The sequence below is a fragment of the Mycolicibacterium novocastrense genome, from assembly GCF_001499835.1.
Lineage (GTDB): Bacteria > Actinomycetota > Actinomycetes > Mycobacteriales > Mycobacteriaceae > Mycobacterium > Mycobacterium novocastrense.
Genome location: NZ_LQIH01000010.1, coordinates 43,956 through 63,199, shown reverse-complemented (window position 1 = coordinate 63,199; position 19,244 = coordinate 43,956). Strand labels below are relative to the sequence as shown.

Here is a 19,244-nt window from a genome sequence, read left to right as displayed (position 1 = left end):
TGGCACTGCTCAGGCGCGGAGCAGTTCGGCGGCCTTCTCCCCGATCAGCACGCTGGGCGCGTGGGTGTGCCCGCGGATGATGGTCGGCATCACCGACGCGTCGGCGACCCGCAGCCCTTCGACACCGCGGACGCGCAGGTGCGGGTCGACCACGCTCGCGTCGTCGCGACCCATGCGGCACGTGCCGACCGGGTGGTAGAGCGTGTGCGAGAACGTGGCCAGCGCGCGTTCCAGCGTCGCGTCATCGAGGGCGCCCGAGTCGAGAGGTCGCGCGATCTTGCCGATGACTCCCTCGAGCGCCGGTGCCTGGGCGATCGTCGCGCAGATGCGCAGCCCGGCCATCATCGCCGCTCGGTCGGCGCCGTCGGGGTCGCTGAGATAGCGCGGGTCGATGATCGGCTTGTCCGCCGGGTCGGGCGAGCGCAGTTCGATGGTGCCGGTGCTGGACGGTTTGAGCAGGATCGCGCCCAGTACGACGGCGTGCTTGTCGTAGGGGTCGCCGATGCCCTCTTCGAAGAACGGTGCCGGGGCGAAGATCAGCTCCAGATCGGGCAGCGCGAGGTCGGGTCGGCTGCGGACGAAACCGTAGGCCTCTCCCACGTTGGAGGTGAGCATGCCGCGACGTCGCAACAGGTAGTTGAGCAGCTGAAGCGGTTTCTCGGCGGCGAACAGGCTGTCGTCGGGAACGTCGAAGCCGAGCGCCGCGATGAAGTGGTCGAGGAGATTGGCGCCCACGTTCGGTGCGTGGACCAGCGTGTGGATGCCGTGCTCGGCCAACCGTTCGCCGTCACCGATACCCGACAGCATCAACAGCTGAGGGCTGTTGATCGCGCCGCCGCACAACACGACTTCACGCCGGGCCCTGATGATGCGGCGGGCGCCGTTCTGCTCGATCTCGACGCCGACGGCGCGGTGTCCGTCGAACACCACCCTGGTCGCCAACGCCTCCGTTTCGAGCGTGAGGTTGCCGCGCTTGAGGGCCGGTTTCAGGTAGGCGTCGGCGGCGCTCCACCGCGCACCGCGGCGCTGGGTCACCAACGTCTCGCAGAACCCTTCCGGCGCCGCCTGGTTCGGCTTCTCGATGCGGTAGCCGCACTGCTCGGCGGCGGCAAGCCATTTGGCGGTGGCGCTGCGCGGGCTGCGCTGCGGGCTGATGGAGAGCGGACCGGCTTCGATGCGGCGCAGGTACGGCTCGAGATGCGCGTAGTCCCACTGCTCGCCGGCGGCCTGCCCCCACTCGTCGTAGTCCGCAGCGAATCCGCGCACCCACATCATCGCGTTCATCGACGACGACCCGCCGACCATCTTGCCTCGCGGCCAATAGATTTCGCGGCCGTCGAGCTCCTTCTGCGGTTCGGTCAGGTAGTCCCAGTCCATGGGCCCGCGGAACAACTTGACGAAGCCGGCAGGGATGCGGATGAACTTGTCCTTGTCATGCGGACCGGCTTCGAGCGCGACGACCCGCACAGACGGATCGTCGCTGAGCCGGGCGGCCACCACCGACCCGGCCGAGCCCGTTCCCACGACGATGTAGTCGGCTTCCATCCGCCGGAGTCTAGATTTTCCGAGACGCGCGAACCCGGAAAGTGCGCGAACCCGCACGGAAAGTCGTGGTCGCCGGACGGCTGTCCGCGCCCGCGAGCGGCTATGCGGTGAGCGCGATGTGCTGGGCTCCGTCGACGGCCGCGTACCGCTGCGGGCTGCACGTCAGCACGATCACCTGCCCGTCGCCGCCCACCGCGTTGAACACCGCCCCCATCTTGACCAGTCGGTCGGGATCGGTGAACCCGAGCGCGTCGTCGATGACGACCGGCACGCTGTCCTCCTTGGCCACCAGCGCCGCGCCGGCCAGTCGCGCCACGATGCCGAGTTGTTCCTTGGCCCCGCCGGACAGCGAGTCGTAGGGCACGGTGCGCCCCGACAGCGTGCGGGCGCAGATCCGCAGTGCGCTGTCGACCTCGACCTCGAAGCTGTCACCGAACACCATGCGGCCCAACCGTTCCACTTCGCCGCGGAACGGCTCGACATAACGCTGCCGGGTGGAGTCACGGTGCCGTGCGATCACCGACCGCAAGAGCTCGGCGGCCCGCGCGCGGCGCTGCACCCTCGAGTACTCGGCGAGCGCGTGCTCCCGCTCCGTTTCCGCCTCGTCGAGCTTGCCTTTGCGGCCTTCGGTGCCGTACACCTTCAGCTGCGTGCCGACCTCCCGCAATTCCTCAGCGAGCTGGTGGTGCCCGGCCGACACGGCGTCGGCCCGTTGCGTTGCCTCCCGAAGGGCCCCGGCCACGGCATCGGGCGCCGCGCGGTTCACTTCCTCGCTCAACTCCTCGACCAGGCTGGTGGCCCGCAACGCTTCCTCGGCGTGCATCTGAGCCCGGTGCGCCAACTCGTCGTCACCGACGGTGGCGCGCTGCCCCTGCAACCGTTCACGGGCCAGGGTGAGCTCGGACCGCGCACCGGCCAGCTTCTCGCGCAGCACGGTGAGCCGAATGTCGCACTCCCCTAGGCGCTTAGCGGCCTCTTCGGCGACCTTGCGCTGCTTGTCGCAGTCGCCGATCGCCTGCTTGTGCGCGGTTGTGGCGGCGTCGAGCTCGGCACGGGCGGCGCCGGCGTCGACCTCGAACAGATCGGCCACCTCTGGTTGACGGGCCTCGAGGTCAGCCAGCCGCGCCCTGAGCCGGTCGGCCGATTCGTCGCCCGTCAGCGCCTCGACCGTCGCGCTGAGCCGGTCCCTGGTGGTGACCAGCTGTTGCCGACGCTGGTCCTGAGCGCGCGCCTCGTCGACGTCGTCGACGCCGCAAGCCGTCAGTGCCGTGGCCAGCACATCCTGTGCCGCATCGAGTTTGGCTTGGGTTTCCGATGCCGGCGTGCCGGGCACCAGCCGGGCGGTCAGCAGATCGGGCACCTCGATGGCGGTTTCAGCGCTGACGCTGGCCGTCCACGCCTGACCGGCGCCGAGGGTGACCGTCTGGCCCCCGACGCGGAGCTCGACGGCCGCCGACGCGATGAGCTCGATGTGTGCCGACGCCAGTTCGACCTGGGCCGTCACGGCGTCGACCGTCGCCTTGGCGGCGTCGATGGCCCGCATCTTCTCGCCGGTCACCCGGATCTCGGCGAGTTCGCCCTGCACGCGTTCGAGGTCACGCTGGGCGGTCTCGACCTTCGACAGTTGCGCGGCGATGCGGTCTGCCTCGTCGCGATCGGCCAGCCGTTGGACGGTACTTCGCGCCGCTTCGACGCGAGCCTGGGTGCCCTCCAACGCTTTTCGTGCCTGCTCGGCTGCCGCCTCGGCGAGTTCGGCGACTTCGGCGGCCGTCGCCTGGTTCTCGTCGGCCTTGACGGCCTCGGCCTCGAGGTCTGCCATCGCGGCGGCCCGCTGCTCGATGTCGGCACGTAGGCGCCGGCGCTCCTCGACCGCGGCGCGCGACGTGTCGTGGTTGGCCTGCGCCGCCGCGAGAACCAGTTCCGCCTCCTTGAGCTGTGCCTTCAACGCGGCCACCTCCTCGGCGGCCTGCTGCGCGACGGCGACCTGCCGTGCCGCATCGGTGCACTGTTCGGTCAGCCGGGCCAGTTCGTCGGTGAGCGTGGCGTGCCTGCGGACCGCGTCGTCGACCTGCGCAACGGCGGCCGCCGCCTCGGCCAACGCCTCCTCGGCCGTGCGCAACCGGGTGGTGGCAGCGGCCCATTCACCGGTGGGCCTGCCGGTGCGGGTGAAGTAACGCAGGTATTCGTCCTCGACGCGGTCGACCAGCAGCGGTTCGGCACCCGAAAGCTGCACGGCCTCACCGGCAGCCACGTCGAGCGCACGTGAGAGCGCATCGCATCCGGACAGGTCGACTGCCGCCGTCGACCCGGACTGCAGCACCCGCTGGGCCTGCCACAGGCAGGTGTCGACGGTCTCGTCGAGCATGGCCCGGACCCGGTCGTGCGCCACGTCACCGGTGAGCTGTTCGCGGCGCGGCTCCATGATCGTCAGTTCGGTCTCGAAGCGTTTGTGGAAGCGCTTGCGGTACACGAAACGATAGGGGCCGGTGGAGATCTCGGCCTCGACCTCGGCGCCGACGTCGGCGTGTGTCGGCTTGACCTCTTTGACCTCTTTCTTCGCCGAGCGGTCTTTGGCCTCGATCAACAGGTCCAGCGCCTCGATCATCGACGACTTGCCGATCTCGTTCGCGCCGCTGACGATCACCACGCCATGGTCGGGGAATTCGATCTCGCGGCGGGTGATGCCGCGGTAGTTGGTCAGGACCAGCCGGTGCAGTTTCATGCCACACCTCGTTCCGACAGCCGTAGGAGCAGCGCCAGGGCGGCCCGGGCGTCGTCGGCCGCCTCACCGTCCGACCGTGCGGTCGCGACGAGTTCGTCGACGGCCGATGCGGCGAAGCCGCCGATACCGAGGTCGTCGAACTCACCGTCGGCGGGGACGACCGCGATGTCGCTCTGCTTCTCGTCCACCCTCAACGCGGCGAAGAGCCGGGCGTACTTGTCCAGGCAGACGTCGAGCGCGGCCTTGTCGGTGACCGTCAGCGATCCGGTCAACGCGAGACGGACCACGGTACGTTCCTTGTTCGGCAACAGATCCAGGTTGATGTCCAGGTCGGCGACGTCGCGGTCGCTGTCCACCCCACGGCGCAGCGTGACGAACCGCCAGCGGCCCACCTTCCGCGGTTCCACGGTCACCGGACGCCCCGGGGCGTCCTCGTCGATGTCGACGATCAGCACATGCCCCGGGTCCACCTCGATGTCGTCGTAGTTGGTGACCTCCGGCGACCCGGAGTACCAGATCCGCCCGGTGGACCCCACCTGCATGCGAGAGTGCTTGTCGCCCAATGCCACATAGTGCACCGCGCCCCGGTTGACGGCCGCCTCCAGCGCCGCCAGCCGGATGAGCGACGGCCGGTCCTTGTCCGGCACGAAGATGTCCACACCGCCGTGGCCGACGACGACCCGCGTCACCCCGTCGGCGCAAAGACCCTCGAGCACGCCCGCCACGGGGTCCGACGACGGCGCCTTCGAGGTCCACGGCGCCGCGACCAGCTCGAGGCCGGGCCGCACCTCGTGCACCCCCGCGCGGTCGAGCACCCGCACGTTGCCGGGACACTCGGCGACGAACAGTGGGCTGGTGTAGACCGACGAGGCGTCCAGCGGGTCGTGGTTGCCCGGCAGCAGGTAGACCGGAACGCCGATGGCGCGCATGGCCTCGAGCGACTGGCTGACGTCGCGCGGTGCCAGTTGGTTGTGCTCGAAGACGTCGCCGGCGACGACGACGAACTCCGCGCCCGCGTCGGCGGCCACCCGGCCCAATTCGACCACCGCGTCGCGGCGCGCCGCCGAATAACGGGGCTGCGCCTCACCATTGAGGAAGTACCGCGTCATGCCGAGCTGCCAGTCGGCGGTGTGCACGAATCGCATCTCAGCGCCGCCTTCCCCTCGTCGTGTTTGCCGGGCACCGCGAGTGTAGGGCGGGACGCCGACAAGTCCCGGGAGGTGCGGCGGCATGCCTTACGGTTAGTCCGGTGTACCGCACGCTGCTGTTGCTCCGGCACGCCAAGTCGGACTATCCGCCAGGGGTCGCAGATCACGACCGTCCGCTGGCGCCCAGAGGCGTGCGCGAAGCCGGGTTGGCCGGTGACTGGCTGCGCGCCAACGTGCCCGCCGTCGACGCCGTGCTGTGTTCCACCGCCACCCGCACCCGCGAGACGCTCGCGCGCACCCGCGTCGCCGCGCCGGTCCAGTACCGCGACCGCCTCTACGACGCGACTGCGGGCACGGTGATCGACGAGATCAACCGCGTGCAATCACACTTCGACTTCGAGGTGGGAACCCTGCTGGTGATCGGCCACGAACCGGCGATGTCGGGGGTCGCGCTCGGCCTGGCCACCGCCGACGGCACCAACGTCGCTGCGGCCGAACAGATCTCGCTGAAGTTCCCGACATCGTCCATCGCGGTGCTGCGCACGCGGCAGACGTGGGCCGACGTCGCGCTCGACGGCGCCGCGCTGGTGGACTTCCACGTCGCGCGCTAGCGGTCAGGCGCGGGTGGCCAGCGTCAGCTCCATCAGCTTGATCGCCATACCGCAGGCGTCCATCCCCGGCGACTGCGGGTTGACCCACCAGCCGACCACACCGGCCGCGTCGCTGGCCACACCGCACGCCCCGTTCGGATCGTTCGGCCGCATCACGATGGACTGGATCCCGGCGACCCTGCGGTCCTCGATCCGATAGTCCAACCGCTGGGCCACCTCGCGCTCGTGGTCCAGATCGCCCTGCTCGAACCAGAACCTGGTGATGTCGATGAGGCCACCCGGGTTGGCCGCCTGCCAGCGGCACACGGCGCCGACGAACGTGCTCTGGATGTCGAGCGGGTCGGCGCCCACGGTCTCGGCGAGGATGTCCTCGGTCAGCACCTCGCACTCCTTGAGGAGGTTCGGGTACTGCCGCTCGGAGTCTTCGTTGCGCGGTCCCCCACCGGACCCCGACTTGGCCGCCGTGCCTTCCACCGTCTGGGTGCAACCGGTGAGCACGGACAACGAAGCGAGCGCGGCGAAGGTGCCCGCGATCAGCCGACGAGCGGACGCGGTTCTCATTCGGAGTTCACAATCGATTGGCGGGTCAGTTCCTTGGCCACCTCGCACGGATCCGGGAACGGCTTGCTGGCGTAGCTGATCGACCACTCGATGAAGTCATCGTCGAATTGGATGCCGATCTCGCACAGGTTGACGCCGTTGATCGGGTCCTCGCTGTACCCGATGAACCCGTCGTGGCCTTCGATGCTGATGTCCTCGACCGCGGTGCGGGACAGTTCCATGGTTTTGCGCTCACGCCCGATCGGGCTGCCGCGGAACCAGGTGAACGAGAAGTGCGGGCCGAGGATGCTGCCACCGGCCAGCCACTGGCACCCCACGGAGGTCTTGGCGGTGTTGATCAGCCCCGGAACCCGGGTCTGCTTGATGACCTCCTGGTCGCTGATACCACCGCACTGGGCGAAGAACGGGCCGTGCGAGACGTTCTCCGCGGGAGCTGGGGTGTCCTCAGGCACTTGCGGGCCGGCGGGTTCGGAATCCGAGCATGCGGACAGCGGGATGACCACCGCGGCCGCGAGGGCCAGGCAGCGGGTCACGCGCGTGCTGTGAGTCACGCCATGCACTGTAGCGGCAGCTTGTGAGGTCAACCACCGACATGCCGGTTGACCTGCCCATATATCGGATGTGCGACAGTAACGGAATGTTATGGGCGCTGCTGCGACAGTACGCGCGGCCATATCGGGCGTTGCTCGTCACCGTCGCCACGCTGCAGTTGGTCAGCACGCTCGCCTCGCTGTACCTGCCGACCGTCAATGCGGCGATCATCGACGACGGCGTCGCGGTCGGGAATCTGCGCCGGATCGTCGAACTCGGCGGTGTGATGCTCGCGGTCACCGCGCTGCAGGTGGTGTGCGCGGTCGGGGCGGTCTACTTCGGATCAAGGGCGGGCATGGGTGTCGGCCGCGATCTGCGCGCGGCGATGTTCGACCACGTGACCGGGTTCTCGGCCGAGGACACCGCACGGTTCGGCGCGGCGTCACTGCTCACCCGCACCACCAACGACGTGCAACAGATTCAGCTGCTGGTCCAACTGACCTGCACGATGCTGGTCACCGCGCCGATCATGTCGATCGGCGGGATCGTCATGGCGCTGCACCAGGACGCCGGGCTGTCCTGGCTGCTGCTGGTGAGCGTGCCGATCCTGGCCCTGTCCAATTACTGGATCGTGCGACATCTGCTTCCGATCTTCCGGCGGATGCAGCGACTGGTCGACGGCATCAACCGGGTGATGCGCGACCAACTCGCCGGCCTGCGCGTGATCCGCGCCTTTGCGCGGGAACCGTTCGAACGCAACCGGTTCGCCGAAGCCAACCACGCGCTGGCCGACACCGCGCTCGAAGCCGGACGGTGGCAGGCGCTGATGCTGCCCACCACGACGCTGGTGATCAACGTCTCGAGCGTCGCGTTGATCTGGTTCGGTGGGCTGCGCATCGACGCCGGACAGATGCAGGTGGGCTCGCTGATCGCGTTCCTGGCCTACTTCATGCAGATCCTGATGGCCGTCCTGCTGGCGACGTTCATTCTCGTCATCATCCCGCGGGCGTCGGTGTGCGCCGAGCGGATCTCGGAGGTGCTGTCCGTCGCACCGCAGATCGTCAGCCCCGAACACCCGGTGCGGCCGTCGAGAATTCGGGGTGAGGTCCGGTTGGACGCCGCGACGTTCTGTTATCCCGGCGCTGAACGACCTGTGCTGCAGGATATTTCGCTGCTGGCACGACCGGGTACGACGACGGCGGTGGTCGGCTCCACCGGGTCGGGCAAGTCGACGCTGGTGTCGCTGATCTGCCGGATGTACGACGCGACGAGCGGATCGGTGTACCTCGACGGGGTCGACGTGCGCGACTACGACCCCGAGCAGCTGTGGTCGGCGCTCGGCCTGGTGCCGCAGCGCGGATACCTGTTCTCGGGCACCGTCGCCGACAACCTGCGGTACGGCAAGGCCGACGCGGATGACGACGAGATGTGGGCCGCGCTGCGGGTGGCCGCGGCCGACGACTTCGTGCGCGCGCATCCCGACGGCCTGGCCATGAAGGTCACGCAGGGTGGCGCCAATTTCTCTGGTGGACAACGGCAGCGGTTGGCCATCGCCCGCGCGGTGATCCGCCGGCCCGCCGTTTATCTGTTTGACGACGCGTTCTCCGCACTCGACGTGCACACCGACGCCCGCGTGCGCTCGGCGCTGCGCGAGGCATCGGCAGAAGCGACGGTCATCGTTGTCGCCCAGCGCATCTCCACCGTCACCCAGGCAGATCAGATCGTGGTGATCGACGACGGCCGGATCGTCGGCATCGGCACTCATGAAACCCTGCTGACGGACTGCCCGCAGTACGCCGAATTCGCCGAATCGCAGTCGCTCGCCATCGTCGGGGACGCCCAGTGAGCGGCCCGATGGCCCGCCCCATCCGCGGCATGCAGCAGGCGCCCACGCAGCGCTCACGCGACTTCACCGGCTCCGCGATCCGCTTGGTCAAACGGCTGACACCGCAGCGGGGTCTGACCGCATGCGTGATACTCCTGGGCGTCGCGGGCATCGCGATCAGTGTCATCGGGCCGCGAATCCTGGGACACGCCACCGATCTTCTGTTCAACGGCGTGGTCGGCCGTCAGCTGCCCGCGGGGATCACCAAGGAGCAGGCCATCGACGCGGCCCGCGCGCGCGGTGACGGCACGTTCGCCGATCTGCTGTCGGGGATGAACGTGGTCCCCGGCCAGGGTGTGGACTTCGGGGCCGTCGGGCGCACACTGCTGCTCGCGTTGGGCCTGTATCTCGTCGCTGCGCTGATGGTCTGGTTGCAGGCCCTGCTCCTCAACGTCGCGGTGCAGCGGACCATGGTGAGACTACGCTCGGACGTCGAGGACAAGCTGCACCGAATGCCGCTGTCCTACTTCGATTCTCGTCAGCGCGGCGAGGTGCTCAGCCGGGTCACCAACGATGTCGACAACATCCAGGGCTCGTTGTCGATGACGATCAGCCAGCTGTTGACGTCCGTGCTGACGGTGCTGTCGGTGCTGGTGATGATGCTGACCATCTCACCGCTTCTCACGCTGCTGACCGTGGTGACGGTGCCGCTGTCGCTGTGGGCGACCCGGGTCATCGCGCGCCGGTCGCAACGCCTGTTCGTCGCGCAGTGGGCGAACACCGGCAGGCTCAACGCCCACATCGAGGAGACCTACAGCGGCTTCACCATCGTCAAGACCTTCGGTCATCGCGCCGCGGCTCAGAAGCGGTTCCGCGAGTGCAACGAGGGCGTCTACGACGCCGCCTTCGGCGCCCAGTTCTTCTCCGGTCTCGTCGGGCCGGCCACCACGTTCATCGGAAACCTGAGCTATGTCGCGGTCGCCGTTGTGGGGGGCTTGCAGGTGGCCACCGGCCAGATCACGCTCGGCAGCATCCAGGCGTTCATCCAGTACGTCCGCCAGTTCAACCAGCCGCTGACGCAGGTCGCGGGAATGTACAACACGCTGCAGTCCGGTGTGGCCAGTGCGGAGCGGGTTTTCGACCTGCTCGACGCCGACGAGGAGGCGCCCGATCCCGCGGATCGGCTGCCGGTCGCAGCGCCGGGAACGGGCGGGCCGGCCGGTCGGGTGGAGTTCGCGGACGTCACGTTCGGCTACCACCCCGACACACCGGTGATCCGGAACCTGTCGCTGATCGCCGAACCCGGCAGCATGGTGGCGATCGTCGGGCCGACGGGCGCGGGCAAGACGACGCTGGTGAACCTGCTGATGCGGTTCTACGACGTCGACTCCGGCCGGATCCTGGTTGACGGTGTGGACATCTCGACGGTCAGCAGGGAATCGCTGCGGTCCCGCATCGGGATGGTGCTTCAGGACACCTGGCTGTTCGCCGGCACCATCTTCGAGAACATCGCCTACGGCAGACCCAACGCCTCCGAGGACGAGGTGATCGCGGCGGCCAAAGCCGCCTACGTCGACCGGTTCGTGCACATGCTCCCCAACGGCTATCAGACCCACGTCACCGACGACGGCGCCTCGATCAGCGCCGGCGAAAAGCAGCTCATCACGATCGCGCGCGCGGTGCTGGCCCGGCCCGGCCTGCTGATCCTCGACGAGGCGACCAGTTCGGTCGACACCCGCACCGAGCTTCTGATCCAGCAGGCGATGGCCGAATTGCGGCGCGACCGAACGAGTTTCATCATCGCCCACCGGCTGTCGACCATCCGTGACGCCGACCTCATCGTGGTGATGGACGCGGGTCAGATCGTCGAACGCGGTACCCACGCCGAGTTGCTCGCTAAGCATGGCGCTTATTGGTCCATGACGCAGGCCTGAGCGTCGTACGCTCGGGGTGATGAGCGAAACGGTGTATACGTTCTGCCGGATCTGCCTGGCCTCCTGCGGGCTGGAGGTGACGGTGGACGACAACCGCGTCACCAAGATCGCCGCCGACAAGCAGAACCCGCACAGCTGGCGGGACTTCTGCGCCAAGGGTCGCACCGCGCACCGACTCATCGAGCACCCGCGCCGGATCCTGCAACCGATGCGCCGCGTCGGGGATTCCTATGTCGAAGCCACCTGGGACGAGGCCATCGCCGACATCGCGGCCAGGATGAACGCCGCAATCGAGGCGGGCGGACCCGACGCGGTCGGCGTCTACTACGGCAACCCGGCGGGCTTCTCCTCCTCCAACGTCATCTTCATGAACGGCTGGCTGGACGCGCTCGGCACCCAGAATCGCTACGCGGTGGGCTCGGTGGACCAGAACGCGATGCACGTCGTTGCGGACGCGATGTACGGCTCGATCCTGATGGTGCCGGTGTCCGATGTCGACAACTGCGACTACTTCTTGCTGGTCGGCACCAACCCCGCTGTGAGCGCATGGAATTGGCTCGAGAGCGTGCCCGGCGGGTGGCGACGCGCGATGGCACGTCAACAACAGGGCGCGACGATCGTGGTGGTCGACCCGCTGCGCACCGAATCCGCCGAGAAGGCCGACCTGCACCTCGCGGTGCGCCCCGGACAGGACTGGGCGCTGCTGTTGGCGATGGTGAAGGTCATCCTCGACGAGCGTCTCGAACATCGGCAGGACTGCGCGGAGCTGGCCACCGGCGTCGACGACCTCCGTGCGCTGGTCGCCGACGCCGATCTCGATGATCTCGCCGCCCGCTGCGACGTTCCCCGTGACCAGATCGAGCGGGTGGCCCGCGATTTCGCCGCGGCGCGCGGGGCCATGGTGGTGACCCGCACCGGGGTGTCGCTGCACATGGCGGGCACCGTCGCCGAATGGCTGGGGCATGTGCTCAACGTGATCACCGGACGCATGGACCGTCCCGGTGGACGCCGCTTTGAACCCGGCTACGTCGACGCCATCCGGATGTCGGCGATGGTCAGGGCCAAGCCACACTACAGTCGGCTGCTGGGCCGCGAAATGGTCGCCGGCGCACACGCACTCAGCGAGCTGCCCGACGAGATCACCACACCGGGCCACGGTCAGATCCGCGCGCTGTTGATCAACTGCGGCAACCCCGTGGTCTCCGGCCCCGACGGCGACAAGCTGGACCGCGCGCTGGCCGATCTGGACCTGCTCGTCGCGATCGACTTCGTCCAGCGGGAGAGTCACCGCCATGCGCACTGGCTGCTGCCGGCGGCGCATTGGCTCGAGCGCAACGACCTGCTCGCGTTCACCAGCAACATGCACGACGAGCCGTATCTGCAGTACGGCGCCAAGGCCGTCGAGCCGCCGCCGGGTGTGCGGCAGGAGTGGCGCATCTTCACCGACCTCGCGATCGCGATGCGCAGACCGCTGTTTCGCGCCAAGGGCCTCAACGGATTCATCAAGGCGACCCGTGCCGCGGCGCGCATGGCCCGTAAGCCTGCCTTGGAGTTCGGCCCGCACTGGATCGACCGCCTGGTCGTGGCGACCTCACGAAAGGTCAACGGGCGCAAGATCAAATGGCGAGACGTCATATCGCACCCGCACGGCTGGGTGTTGGGCCCCCGCGAATTCGGGCATTTCCGGGACGCGTTGAGGACCGACGACAAGAAGGTGCACGCCGCGCCGCCCGAGTTCGTCGCGCGGGCCCGCGAGCTGCTCGCCGACCCGCTTCCCGCCGCACCGGTCGGCTATCCGTTCCAGCTGGCCAACCGCAGGCACCGGCACTCGATGAACTCCTGGCTCAACGAGTTACCCGGACTGCATCCCGCCGGTAAGGGCAACGACGTGATCATTCACCCGAAGGACGCGGCCGACCTCGGGGTGAGCGACGGCGACCTCGTCAGGGTCTTCTCCCCCGTCGGCGCGGTCGAGTTGACGGCGGTGGTGGACGACCGACCGCGTGAAGGGGTGGTCATCATCGATCACGGTTGGGGCTCACGCGTTTTCGACCCACGCGGGGCCAGCAATCCGATCTCCTACGGCGTGAACCGCAACCTGCTGGTCGAGGGCGCACCGGTGGACCCGCTGTCCCAGACCTCGGCGTTGAGTTCGCAATACGTTGGCGTGGAGCTGATTTCGTCGGGCGACGATCAAGCGGCGAGGCACGAGCCGCGTTGAGGAGGCCGACGCGACGAGCTAGAGGTTCGGTCCCTCGGCGCGCAGTTCGTCGACGTTGCGCATCGCCTCGCGCAGCTTGCCCAGCCACTCCTCGGCGTGTTCGCCGACCAGCCGCACCGACCACACCAGTGCATCCGAGCGTGACCGTGCCACACCCGCGTCGACCAGCGTGTCGAGCACCTGACGTTCGGGTTGGCGCAGTCGCGTCATCACCGGAACGGCCAAATTGGTGAACATGATTCGCTCATGGTTGTCGGCGCCCGGCGTCCCGATGTCGATGCCCCAGGCGACCTTGCGGCCGTAGCGCGCCTGCGCCTCGTCGGCGATGCGCATGCGTTCGGCCCGGGTTTCCTCACGGAAGCGCGCGGCCCGTCCGGATGCGCGTGCTTCGCTCTCGCCGCCGTCGGGGTCTGCGAGGCGACCGATGACGGTGATCTCCTCGCGGTCGACGACCACCGTCGGGTCTTCGGCGAACCACTCCTCGGGAAGCCGGCCGGCGAACCAGTCGGCGGCGTCGCCCGCGTCGGGCTGCTGAGCCTGTTGCCAGCCGCCCTGGCGGCGTCGGCCATGAATATTGTGTCGCATGATTACATGCTTACACCGTTACAGGTCTAACTGGCGTCCGTTCGCCGACAGCGAACGCTCCAGGTCACCGCCGATAACAGGTCGGAAGGGTCAGCCCCGCTTGCGCAGGAGAACGGCGCCGCCGCCGACGATGGCAGCGATCAACAGCAGCACGGCCAGGGTCGGGCTGACCAACCACCACACCAGGCCGACCGCGATGAGAGCAGGCGAGGCGACGAAGAGCACCATGCCCGGATGCTGCTTGAGGACCGCGAAGGCGCTCTGCGCCCGCACCCGGTCGATTTCCTTTGCCATGGCACAAGAATGCCAGCCGCCGAGCGGTTCCGGGCGGGATGGATCAGTGCGAAAGTGCCTCACCGCACCGGGGCCGTCCGATTACTTTGTAGGCCATGACAGCACCGAACAACGGAAGCTGGCGACCCGATCCCGAAGGTCGCTACGAGTACCGCTGGTGGGACGGGTACAACTGGACCGACCAGGTGTCGCATCAGGGTCGGGTCGGCACAGCGCCGCTCGGCGGACCTCCCCCGGCGCCCCAACCTCCGCCACAGCACGGTGCCGGCGGACAGGCGATGGCGGTCGGGCAGCCGGCCGGCGACGGCTTCGGAGGCATCAGCGGCGATCTGGTGGACGGCCGGTTCAGCGAGAAAGAGGCCAAGGCCATCGCCAACCAGAACACCAAGATGTTGCGGGTGCGCCTCGGGGAGCCGTTCATGGCGCGGCAGGGCTCCATGGTGGCCTACCAGGGCAACGTCGACTTCGCGTTCGAGGGCGGCGGCGCCTCCAAGTTCATCAAGAAGGCGCTGACCGGCGAGGGTCTGCCGCTGATGCGCTGTCAGGGGCAGGGCGATGTCTTTCTCGCCGAGCGCGGCTACGACGTGCATCTGCTGCAGCTGACCAACTCCGGGTTGTCGATCAGCGGGAAGAACGTGCTGGCGTTCTCGTCGAACCTGAACTGGAACATCGAGCGCGTGCGGGGCGGCAGCATCGCGACCGGCGGCCTGTTCAACACCACGCTGCGCGGAACCGGTTGGGTGGCGCTGACAACCGACGGTCCGCCGGTCGTGCTCAACGCCGCCGAGGCGCCGACGTTCGCCGACACCAACGCGGTGGTGGCCTGGTCGGCGAATCTGCAGACTCAGCTCAAGACCAGCTTCAAGGCCGGCGCGCTGATCGGCCGCGGCTCCGGCGAGGCGATTCAGGTCGCGTTCCACGGGCAGGGGTTCGTGATCGTGCAGCCCTCGGAGGGCGCACCGCCGGTGGCCACCGCATAGTCACAGCTCGAGCAGCACCGTCACCGGGCCGTCGTTGACCAGCGCAACCTGCATGTGCGCGCCGAAGACGCCGGTCGCCACCGACGCCCCCAGGTCGCTCAGCGCATCGGCGAACGCGCTGACCAATGGCTCGGCGGTCGCGCGCGGCGCGGCCGCGTTCCACGCCGGCCGCCGGCCCTTGGCGGTGTTCGCGTACAGGGTGAACTGGCTGACCACCAGGATCGGGGCGCCGACGTCCGACGCGGACTTCTCGTCGTCGAGAATCCGCAGCTGCCAGAGCTTTTCGGCCATTCGCCGAGCCGTGACCGCGTCGTCGTCGTGCGTCACGCCGACCAGCGCGAGCAGGCCCTGGCCGTCGGGCCGGATCGCCCCGACGACCTCGCCATCCACGGTGACGGACGCGGAAGTGACCCGTTGGGCGAGAACTCGCATGTGCGCCGATGCTGCCATGGTCGTCGAGCAGCAGTCGGGCAGCACACCCGGTAGATACCCCTAGGGGGTATCAGGTACGCTGGCGTCATGGCTACCACCACCATCACCGTGACCGGCATGACCTGCGAACACTGCGCCGCATCGGTGCGCGAGGAACTCGGGGAGGTCCCGGGTGTTAAATCGGTCGACGTGGACGTCGCCAGCGGAGCGGTGACCATCGACAGTGTCGCACCCGTCGACGCCGGCGCCATCAGGACCGCCGTGGAAGAGGCCGGCTACCAGCTGGCGAGCTGATGAGAACCGCCCCTCGCGTCGCCGCGTTCATCGCCGCACTCGCGGTGGTGTTCGCCGCATCGATGTGGGTCGGCCGCTCGTTCGGTCCCGAGAATGATGCCGCGTCAGAGCAGCACTCCGCCGCGCACGACGATCGTGCGCAATCCGCCGAGGCCCCCGGTGGCTTACAGGTGACCGCGAGCGGCTACACGCTCGACGTGGCCCAATCGCTCCCCCCGGCGAACCGAACCTCGCCACTGGAGTTCAGGATCCTCGACCGACGCGGCACTCCGGTGAAGCAGTTCGACGAAACTCACGAGAAGCTGTTGCACCTGATCGTAATTCGCAACGACCTGTCCGCCTTCCAGCACCTTCACCCCGTACTCGATGACCGCGGCACGTGGCGCACTCCCGTCGATTTCAGTCGCGCAGGCGACTACCGCGTCTTCGCCGATTTCGTGCCCACCGGCGGTCCCGCGCTCACCCTCGGCGCCAACGTGCACGTCGCAGGCCCGTACTCCCCCGCGCCACTGCCGGCGGTCGACACGTCGTCGACTGTCGGCGAATACACCGTCACGCTCAGCGGAACCCCGAAAGCCGGTGAGGCATCGACACTTACGCTGACGGTCCACCGCAACGGCGACCCGGTCGACGATCTGCAGCCGTACCTGGGCGCCTACGGTCACCTCGTCGCGCTGCGGGCCGCCGACCTCGCATACCTGCATGTGCACCCGATGGGTGGGCCCGGCGACGCCAGTACAGCGCCGGGGCCGGCCATCGAGTTCCACACCACGTTCCCCAGCGCGGGGCAGTATCGCCTGTTCCTGGATTTCCAGCACCGCGACGTCGTGCACACGGCCGAATTCACCGTGTCGATCGATCCGTCCGCACAGCCGGACGTCACCGCGGACGGTCACGGGGAGGCCGGCCATGGCCACTGACACGATCGAGCTGTCGATCGACGGTATGACCTGCGCGTCGTGCGCGAACCGAATCGAGCGCAAGCTCAACAAGATCGACGGTGTGACGGCCACCGTCAACTTCGCCACCGAGAAGGCGCGCGTCGAGTACAGCGCAGACGTGACACCGGAGGCGTTGGTGGCCACCGTCGAAGACGCCGGCTACCAAGCACACCTGGCCACCGATCAGGTGACCGTCGTCGAAGAGGATCCGACCGCCGCGCTGCGGCACCGGCTGCTGGTCTCACTCGCCCTGAGTGTTCCGGTGATCGCGATGGCGATGATCCCCGCCCTGCAGTTCACGAATTGGCAGTGGCTCTCGCTGACGTTGACGGCGCCGGTCGTGGTGTGGGGGGCGTGGCCGTTCCACCGTGCGGCGTGGGCGAACCTGCGCCACGGCAGCGCCACCATGGACACGCTGATCTCGATGGGCACGCTCGCCGCGCTGGGATGGTCGGTCTACGCGCTGTTCTGGGGCACCGCAGGCACCCCGGGGATGACGCACGGCTTCGAGCTGACGCTCTCACGCACCGACGGTTCGGGCAGCGTGTACTTCGAGGTCGCTGCGGGGGTCACGACGTTCATCCTGGCCGGGCGGTATTTCGAAGCGCGCTCCAAGCGGCGCGCCGGCGCGGCGTTGCGCGCACTGTTGGAGCTGGGCGCCAAGGACGTCGTGGTCCGCAGAAAGACCGGCGAACAACGGATCCCGATCGACCAGCTCGGTGTCGGCGACGAATTCGTGGTGCGGCCCGGTGAGAAGATCGCCGCCGACGGTGTGGTCATCGAGGGTGCCTCGGCGGTGGATGCGTCGATGCTCACCGGCGAGGCGGTTCCGGTGGACGTCGGGCCCGGTGACGAGGTCGTGGGTGCGACGGTCAACGTCGACGGCCGACTGGTAGTGCGGGCCAAGCGGATTGGGACCGACACGCAGCTCGCCCAGATGGCGCGACTGGTCGAGGACGCCCAGAGCGGGAAGGCGGACGCGCAGCGGCTGGCCGACAGGATCTCGGGTGTTTTCGTGCCGATCGTGATCGCCTTGTCGGTTGCGACTCTGGGCTTCTGGTTGGGCACCGGCGGATCGGTCGCGACCGCTTTCACCGCCGCGGTGGCGGTGCTGATCATCGCGTGCCCGTGCGCGCTGGGGCTGGCGACGCCGACCGCGCTGATGGTCGGCACCGGACGCGGCGCGCAGCTGGGCATCTTGATCAAGGGGCCGGAGGTGTTGGAGTCGACCCGCCGCGTCGACACCATCGTGTTGGACAAGACGGGGACCATCACCACCGGCAGGATGACGTTGATCGATGTCGTGGCCGCAGACGGTGAACAGTCCGACGACGTGCTGCGGATGGCGGGCGCGGTCGAGGACGGTTCCGAGCATCCGATCGCGAGGGCGATCGTGAGGGGCGCCCGGGACAAGCTCGGTGAGCTGCCGTCGGTTGAAGACTTCACCAACCTGCGCGGCCTCGGGGTGCGCGGGCGGATCGGGGGCCGCGACGTGACCGTCGGACGGCAACGGCTGCTGTCGTCGCACCAGCTTCCCGAATCCTTGAAAGCCACGGTCCGACAGGCGCAGTCACAAGGGCGCACCGCTGTCGTCGCCGGATGGGACGGCGCGGCCCGCGGGGTGTTGGTGGTGGCCGATGCGGTCAAACCGACGTCACCCCAAGCGATCTCGCGGCTTCGTGCGCTGGGCCTGAAACCGATCATGGTGACCGGCGACAACGAGGCCGCGGCCCGCACCATCGCCGCCGAGGTGGGCATCGACGAGGTCGTCGCCGAAGTACTGCCGCAGGACAAGGTGGACGCGGTGCAGCGCCTGCAGGCAGAGGGCAAGGTGGTCGCGATGGTCGGCGACGGCGTCAACGACGCCGCGGCGCTGGCTCAGGCCGACCTGGGACTCGCGATGGGCAGCGGCACCGACGTCGCGATCGAGGCCAGCGATCTGACGTTGGTGCGCGACGACCTGAACGCGGTACCCGACGCGATCCGCCTGTCGCGCAGGACGCTGGCAACGATCAAGGGAAACCTGTTCTGGGCGTTCGCCTACAACGTCGCAGCGTTGCCGTTGGCGGCGGCCGGGTTGTTGAACCCGATGATCGCCGGTGCGGCGATGGCATTCAGTTCGGTGTTCGTCGTGAGCAACAGCCTTCGGCTGCGCCGGTTCGCCGCTACAGCGTGACGTTGATCGGGCCGAGCATGTCGCAGTTCGGTTCGAGTGCGTCCGCAAAGACCTTGCCGCAGCCGCGTCCGCTCGCGATGTACTGCGCGCCCGGCTGGTACGGCTCGAAGAACACCTGCGCGGCGCCCGGCCCGCGCGCCTGCGTGCACTGCCCCTGAGAGTCGTGACCGGCGCGGTGGACGCACGCGACGCTGTACGCCGGCTGGAACGGCGCACCGCACGCGATGAACGAGACCGTCGCGCTGACCTTGCTCACGCCACCGGTGTTGACGACCTGCGGTGGCGACAGCGTGTACCCGCATGCTGGCTGCGGCGGCTGCGCGTTCACCGCTCCCGCGCCCAGCAGACCGGACGATGCGACGAACAGCGTGACCAGCACGGCTTTTGCGACCCGGCTCATGCCTGGATCGTAGATCACCCACACCGGCGGCCGTTTCGAAATGC

Annotated in this window: 17 protein-coding genes; 8 read left to right on the top strand and 9 right to left on the bottom strand. The window is 68.4% G+C overall.

The genetic code is table 11. The annotated features are described in order from the left end of the window. Positions 1–9: 9 nt before the first annotated feature. From AU072_RS09440 to AU072_RS09430, 3 genes are all read right to left on the bottom strand, one after another. Entirely contained in the window at positions 10–1,545 is a 1,536-nt protein-coding gene (locus tag AU072_RS09440) for a GMC family oxidoreductase (protein WP_064413547.1), read from the bottom strand. A 100-nt stretch (positions 1,546–1,645) separates the two neighbouring features. Next, the gene (locus AU072_RS09435) at positions 1,646–4,267 is read right to left on the bottom strand and encodes an AAA family ATPase (RefSeq protein ID WP_064413546.1); all 2,622 of its coding nucleotides are present in this window, start codon (positions 4,265–4,267) and stop codon (positions 1,646–1,648) included. Then, on the bottom strand, positions 4,264–5,412 hold the full coding sequence (locus AU072_RS09430) for a metallophosphoesterase family protein (RefSeq protein ID WP_064413545.1): 1,149 nt from the start codon (positions 5,410–5,412) through the stop codon (positions 4,264–4,266). The genes AU072_RS09435 and AU072_RS09430 overlap by 4 nt, the downstream gene beginning before the upstream one ends. Positions 5,413–5,516: 104 nt before the next feature. Here AU072_RS09430 and AU072_RS09425 point away from each other — a divergent pair, with 104 nt between their 5' ends. Continuing rightward, complete coding sequence (locus AU072_RS09425; protein ID WP_064413544.1) at positions 5,517–6,026, top strand: SixA phosphatase family protein; 510 nt, start codon at positions 5,517–5,519, stop codon at positions 6,024–6,026. A 3-nt stretch (positions 6,027–6,029) separates the two neighbouring features. Here AU072_RS09425 and AU072_RS09420 read toward each other — a convergent pair whose 3' ends face one another. Together AU072_RS09420 and AU072_RS09415 are read right to left on the bottom strand one after the other, a co-directional pair. After that, positions 6,030–6,587 carry a DUF3558 domain-containing protein gene (locus AU072_RS09420; protein WP_064413543.1) on the bottom strand — a complete coding sequence of 186 codons (558 nt, stop codon included), beginning with the start codon at positions 6,585–6,587 and terminating at the stop codon, positions 6,030–6,032. Then, the gene (locus AU072_RS09415; RefSeq protein ID WP_064413542.1) at positions 6,584–7,147 is read right to left on the bottom strand and encodes a DUF3558 domain-containing protein; all 564 of its coding nucleotides are present in this window, start codon (positions 7,145–7,147) and stop codon (positions 6,584–6,586) included. Before AU072_RS09415 ends, AU072_RS09420 begins: the two co-directional genes overlap by 4 nt. A 77-nt stretch (positions 7,148–7,224) precedes the next feature. Between AU072_RS09415 and AU072_RS09410 the strand changes: the two genes are divergently transcribed. Genes AU072_RS09410 through AU072_RS09400 form a run of 3 tightly spaced genes read left to right on the top strand, consistent with a single transcriptional unit; the run spans position 7,225 to position 13,098 of the window. Then, entirely contained in the window at positions 7,225–8,964 is a 1,740-nt protein-coding gene (locus AU072_RS09410; RefSeq protein ID WP_064413541.1) for an ABC transporter ATP-binding protein, read from the top strand. A gap of 8 nt (positions 8,965–8,972) precedes the next feature. Further along, positions 8,973–10,877 (top strand): ABC transporter ATP-binding protein, encoded by a 1,905-nt coding sequence (locus tag AU072_RS09405; protein WP_064413540.1) that lies wholly within the window; start codon positions 8,973–8,975, stop codon positions 10,875–10,877. A 19-nt stretch (positions 10,878–10,896) separates the two neighbouring features. Continuing rightward, positions 10,897–13,098, top strand: a complete 2,202-nt coding sequence (locus AU072_RS09400) for a molybdopterin-containing oxidoreductase family protein (RefSeq protein WP_064413595.1) — start codon at positions 10,897–10,899, stop codon at positions 13,096–13,098. 18 nt (positions 13,099–13,116) lie between these two features. Here AU072_RS09400 and AU072_RS09395 read toward each other — a convergent pair whose 3' ends face one another. Further along, a complete protein-coding gene (locus AU072_RS09395) occupies positions 13,117–13,683 on the bottom strand; it encodes an ATP-binding transcription factor AbmR (protein WP_064413539.1) in 567 nt (188 codons plus the stop codon). Between the two features lie 90 nt (positions 13,684–13,773). Next, positions 13,774–13,977: a hypothetical protein gene (locus AU072_RS09390; protein WP_064347029.1), complete on the bottom strand. Its 204-nt coding sequence runs from the start codon at positions 13,975–13,977 to the stop codon at positions 13,774–13,776. Between the two features lie 95 nt (positions 13,978–14,072). Between AU072_RS09390 and AU072_RS09385 the strand changes: the two genes are divergently transcribed. Then, positions 14,073–14,957 (top strand): AIM24 family protein, encoded by an 885-nt coding sequence (locus tag AU072_RS09385; protein ID WP_064413538.1) that lies wholly within the window; start codon positions 14,073–14,075, stop codon positions 14,955–14,957. Here AU072_RS09385 and dtd read toward each other — a convergent pair whose 3' ends face one another. After that, entirely contained in the window at positions 14,958–15,389 is a 432-nt protein-coding gene (gene dtd / locus AU072_RS09380; RefSeq protein WP_064413537.1) for a D-aminoacyl-tRNA deacylase, read from the bottom strand. A gap of 87 nt (positions 15,390–15,476) precedes the next feature. Here dtd and AU072_RS09375 point away from each other — a divergent pair, with 87 nt between their 5' ends. From AU072_RS09375 to AU072_RS09365, 3 genes are read left to right on the top strand one after another with little or no spacing between them, the layout of a single operon-like run. Further along, positions 15,477–15,683: a heavy-metal-associated domain-containing protein gene (locus AU072_RS09375; protein ID WP_064413536.1), complete on the top strand. Its 207-nt coding sequence runs from the start codon at positions 15,477–15,479 to the stop codon at positions 15,681–15,683. Next, positions 15,683–16,603, top strand: coding sequence for a DUF8832 domain-containing protein (locus AU072_RS09370; protein ID WP_064413535.1), 921 nt, complete (start codon positions 15,683–15,685; stop codon positions 16,601–16,603). The genes AU072_RS09375 and AU072_RS09370 overlap by 1 nt, the downstream gene beginning before the upstream one ends. Next, entirely contained in the window at positions 16,593–18,800 is a 2,208-nt protein-coding gene (locus AU072_RS09365) for a heavy metal translocating P-type ATPase (RefSeq protein ID WP_064413534.1), read from the top strand. Before AU072_RS09370 ends, AU072_RS09365 begins: the two co-directional genes overlap by 11 nt. Here AU072_RS09365 and AU072_RS09360 read toward each other — a convergent pair. Continuing rightward, a complete protein-coding gene (locus AU072_RS09360; protein WP_064413594.1) occupies positions 18,790–19,200 on the bottom strand; it encodes a hypothetical protein in 411 nt (136 codons plus the stop codon). The genes AU072_RS09365 and AU072_RS09360 overlap by 11 nt on opposite strands. Positions 19,201–19,244: the final 44 nt, after the last annotated feature.

Excerpts from the sequence above, each read along its gene's own strand:
- AU072_RS09440 (WP_064413547.1), bottom strand. The coding sequence starts at position 1,545 with ATGGAAGCCGACTACATCGTCGTGGGAACGGGCTCGGCCGGGTCGGTG.
- AU072_RS09435 (WP_064413546.1), bottom strand. The coding sequence starts at position 4,267 with ATGAAACTGCACCGGCTGGTCCTGACCAACTACCGCGGCATCACCCGC.
- AU072_RS09430 (WP_064413545.1), bottom strand. The coding sequence starts at position 5,412 with ATGCGATTCGTGCACACCGCCGACTGGCAGCTCGGCATGACGCGGTAC.
- AU072_RS09420 (WP_064413543.1), bottom strand. The coding sequence starts at position 6,587 with ATGAGAACCGCGTCCGCTCGTCGGCTGATCGCGGGCACCTTCGCCGCG.
- AU072_RS09410 (WP_064413541.1), top strand. The coding sequence starts at position 7,225 with ATGTTATGGGCGCTGCTGCGACAGTACGCGCGGCCATATCGGGCGTTG.
- AU072_RS09405 (WP_064413540.1), top strand. The coding sequence starts at position 8,973 with ATGGCCCGCCCCATCCGCGGCATGCAGCAGGCGCCCACGCAGCGCTCA.
- AU072_RS09400 (WP_064413595.1), top strand. The coding sequence starts at position 10,897 with ATGAGCGAAACGGTGTATACGTTCTGCCGGATCTGCCTGGCCTCCTGC.
- AU072_RS09395 (WP_064413539.1), bottom strand. The coding sequence starts at position 13,683 with ATGCGACACAATATTCATGGCCGACGCCGCCAGGGCGGCTGGCAACAG.
- AU072_RS09390 (WP_064347029.1), bottom strand. The coding sequence starts at position 13,977 with ATGGCAAAGGAAATCGACCGGGTGCGGGCGCAGAGCGCCTTCGCGGTC.
- AU072_RS09385 (WP_064413538.1), top strand. The coding sequence starts at position 14,073 with ATGACAGCACCGAACAACGGAAGCTGGCGACCCGATCCCGAAGGTCGC.
- dtd (WP_064413537.1), bottom strand. The coding sequence starts at position 15,389 with ATGCGAGTTCTCGCCCAACGGGTCACTTCCGCGTCCGTCACCGTGGAT.
- AU072_RS09375 (WP_064413536.1), top strand. The coding sequence starts at position 15,477 with ATGGCTACCACCACCATCACCGTGACCGGCATGACCTGCGAACACTGC.
- AU072_RS09370 (WP_064413535.1), top strand. The coding sequence starts at position 15,683 with ATGAGAACCGCCCCTCGCGTCGCCGCGTTCATCGCCGCACTCGCGGTG.
- AU072_RS09365 (WP_064413534.1), top strand. The coding sequence starts at position 16,593 with ATGGCCACTGACACGATCGAGCTGTCGATCGACGGTATGACCTGCGCG.
- AU072_RS09360 (WP_064413594.1), bottom strand. The coding sequence starts at position 19,200 with ATGAGCCGGGTCGCAAAAGCCGTGCTGGTCACGCTGTTCGTCGCATCG.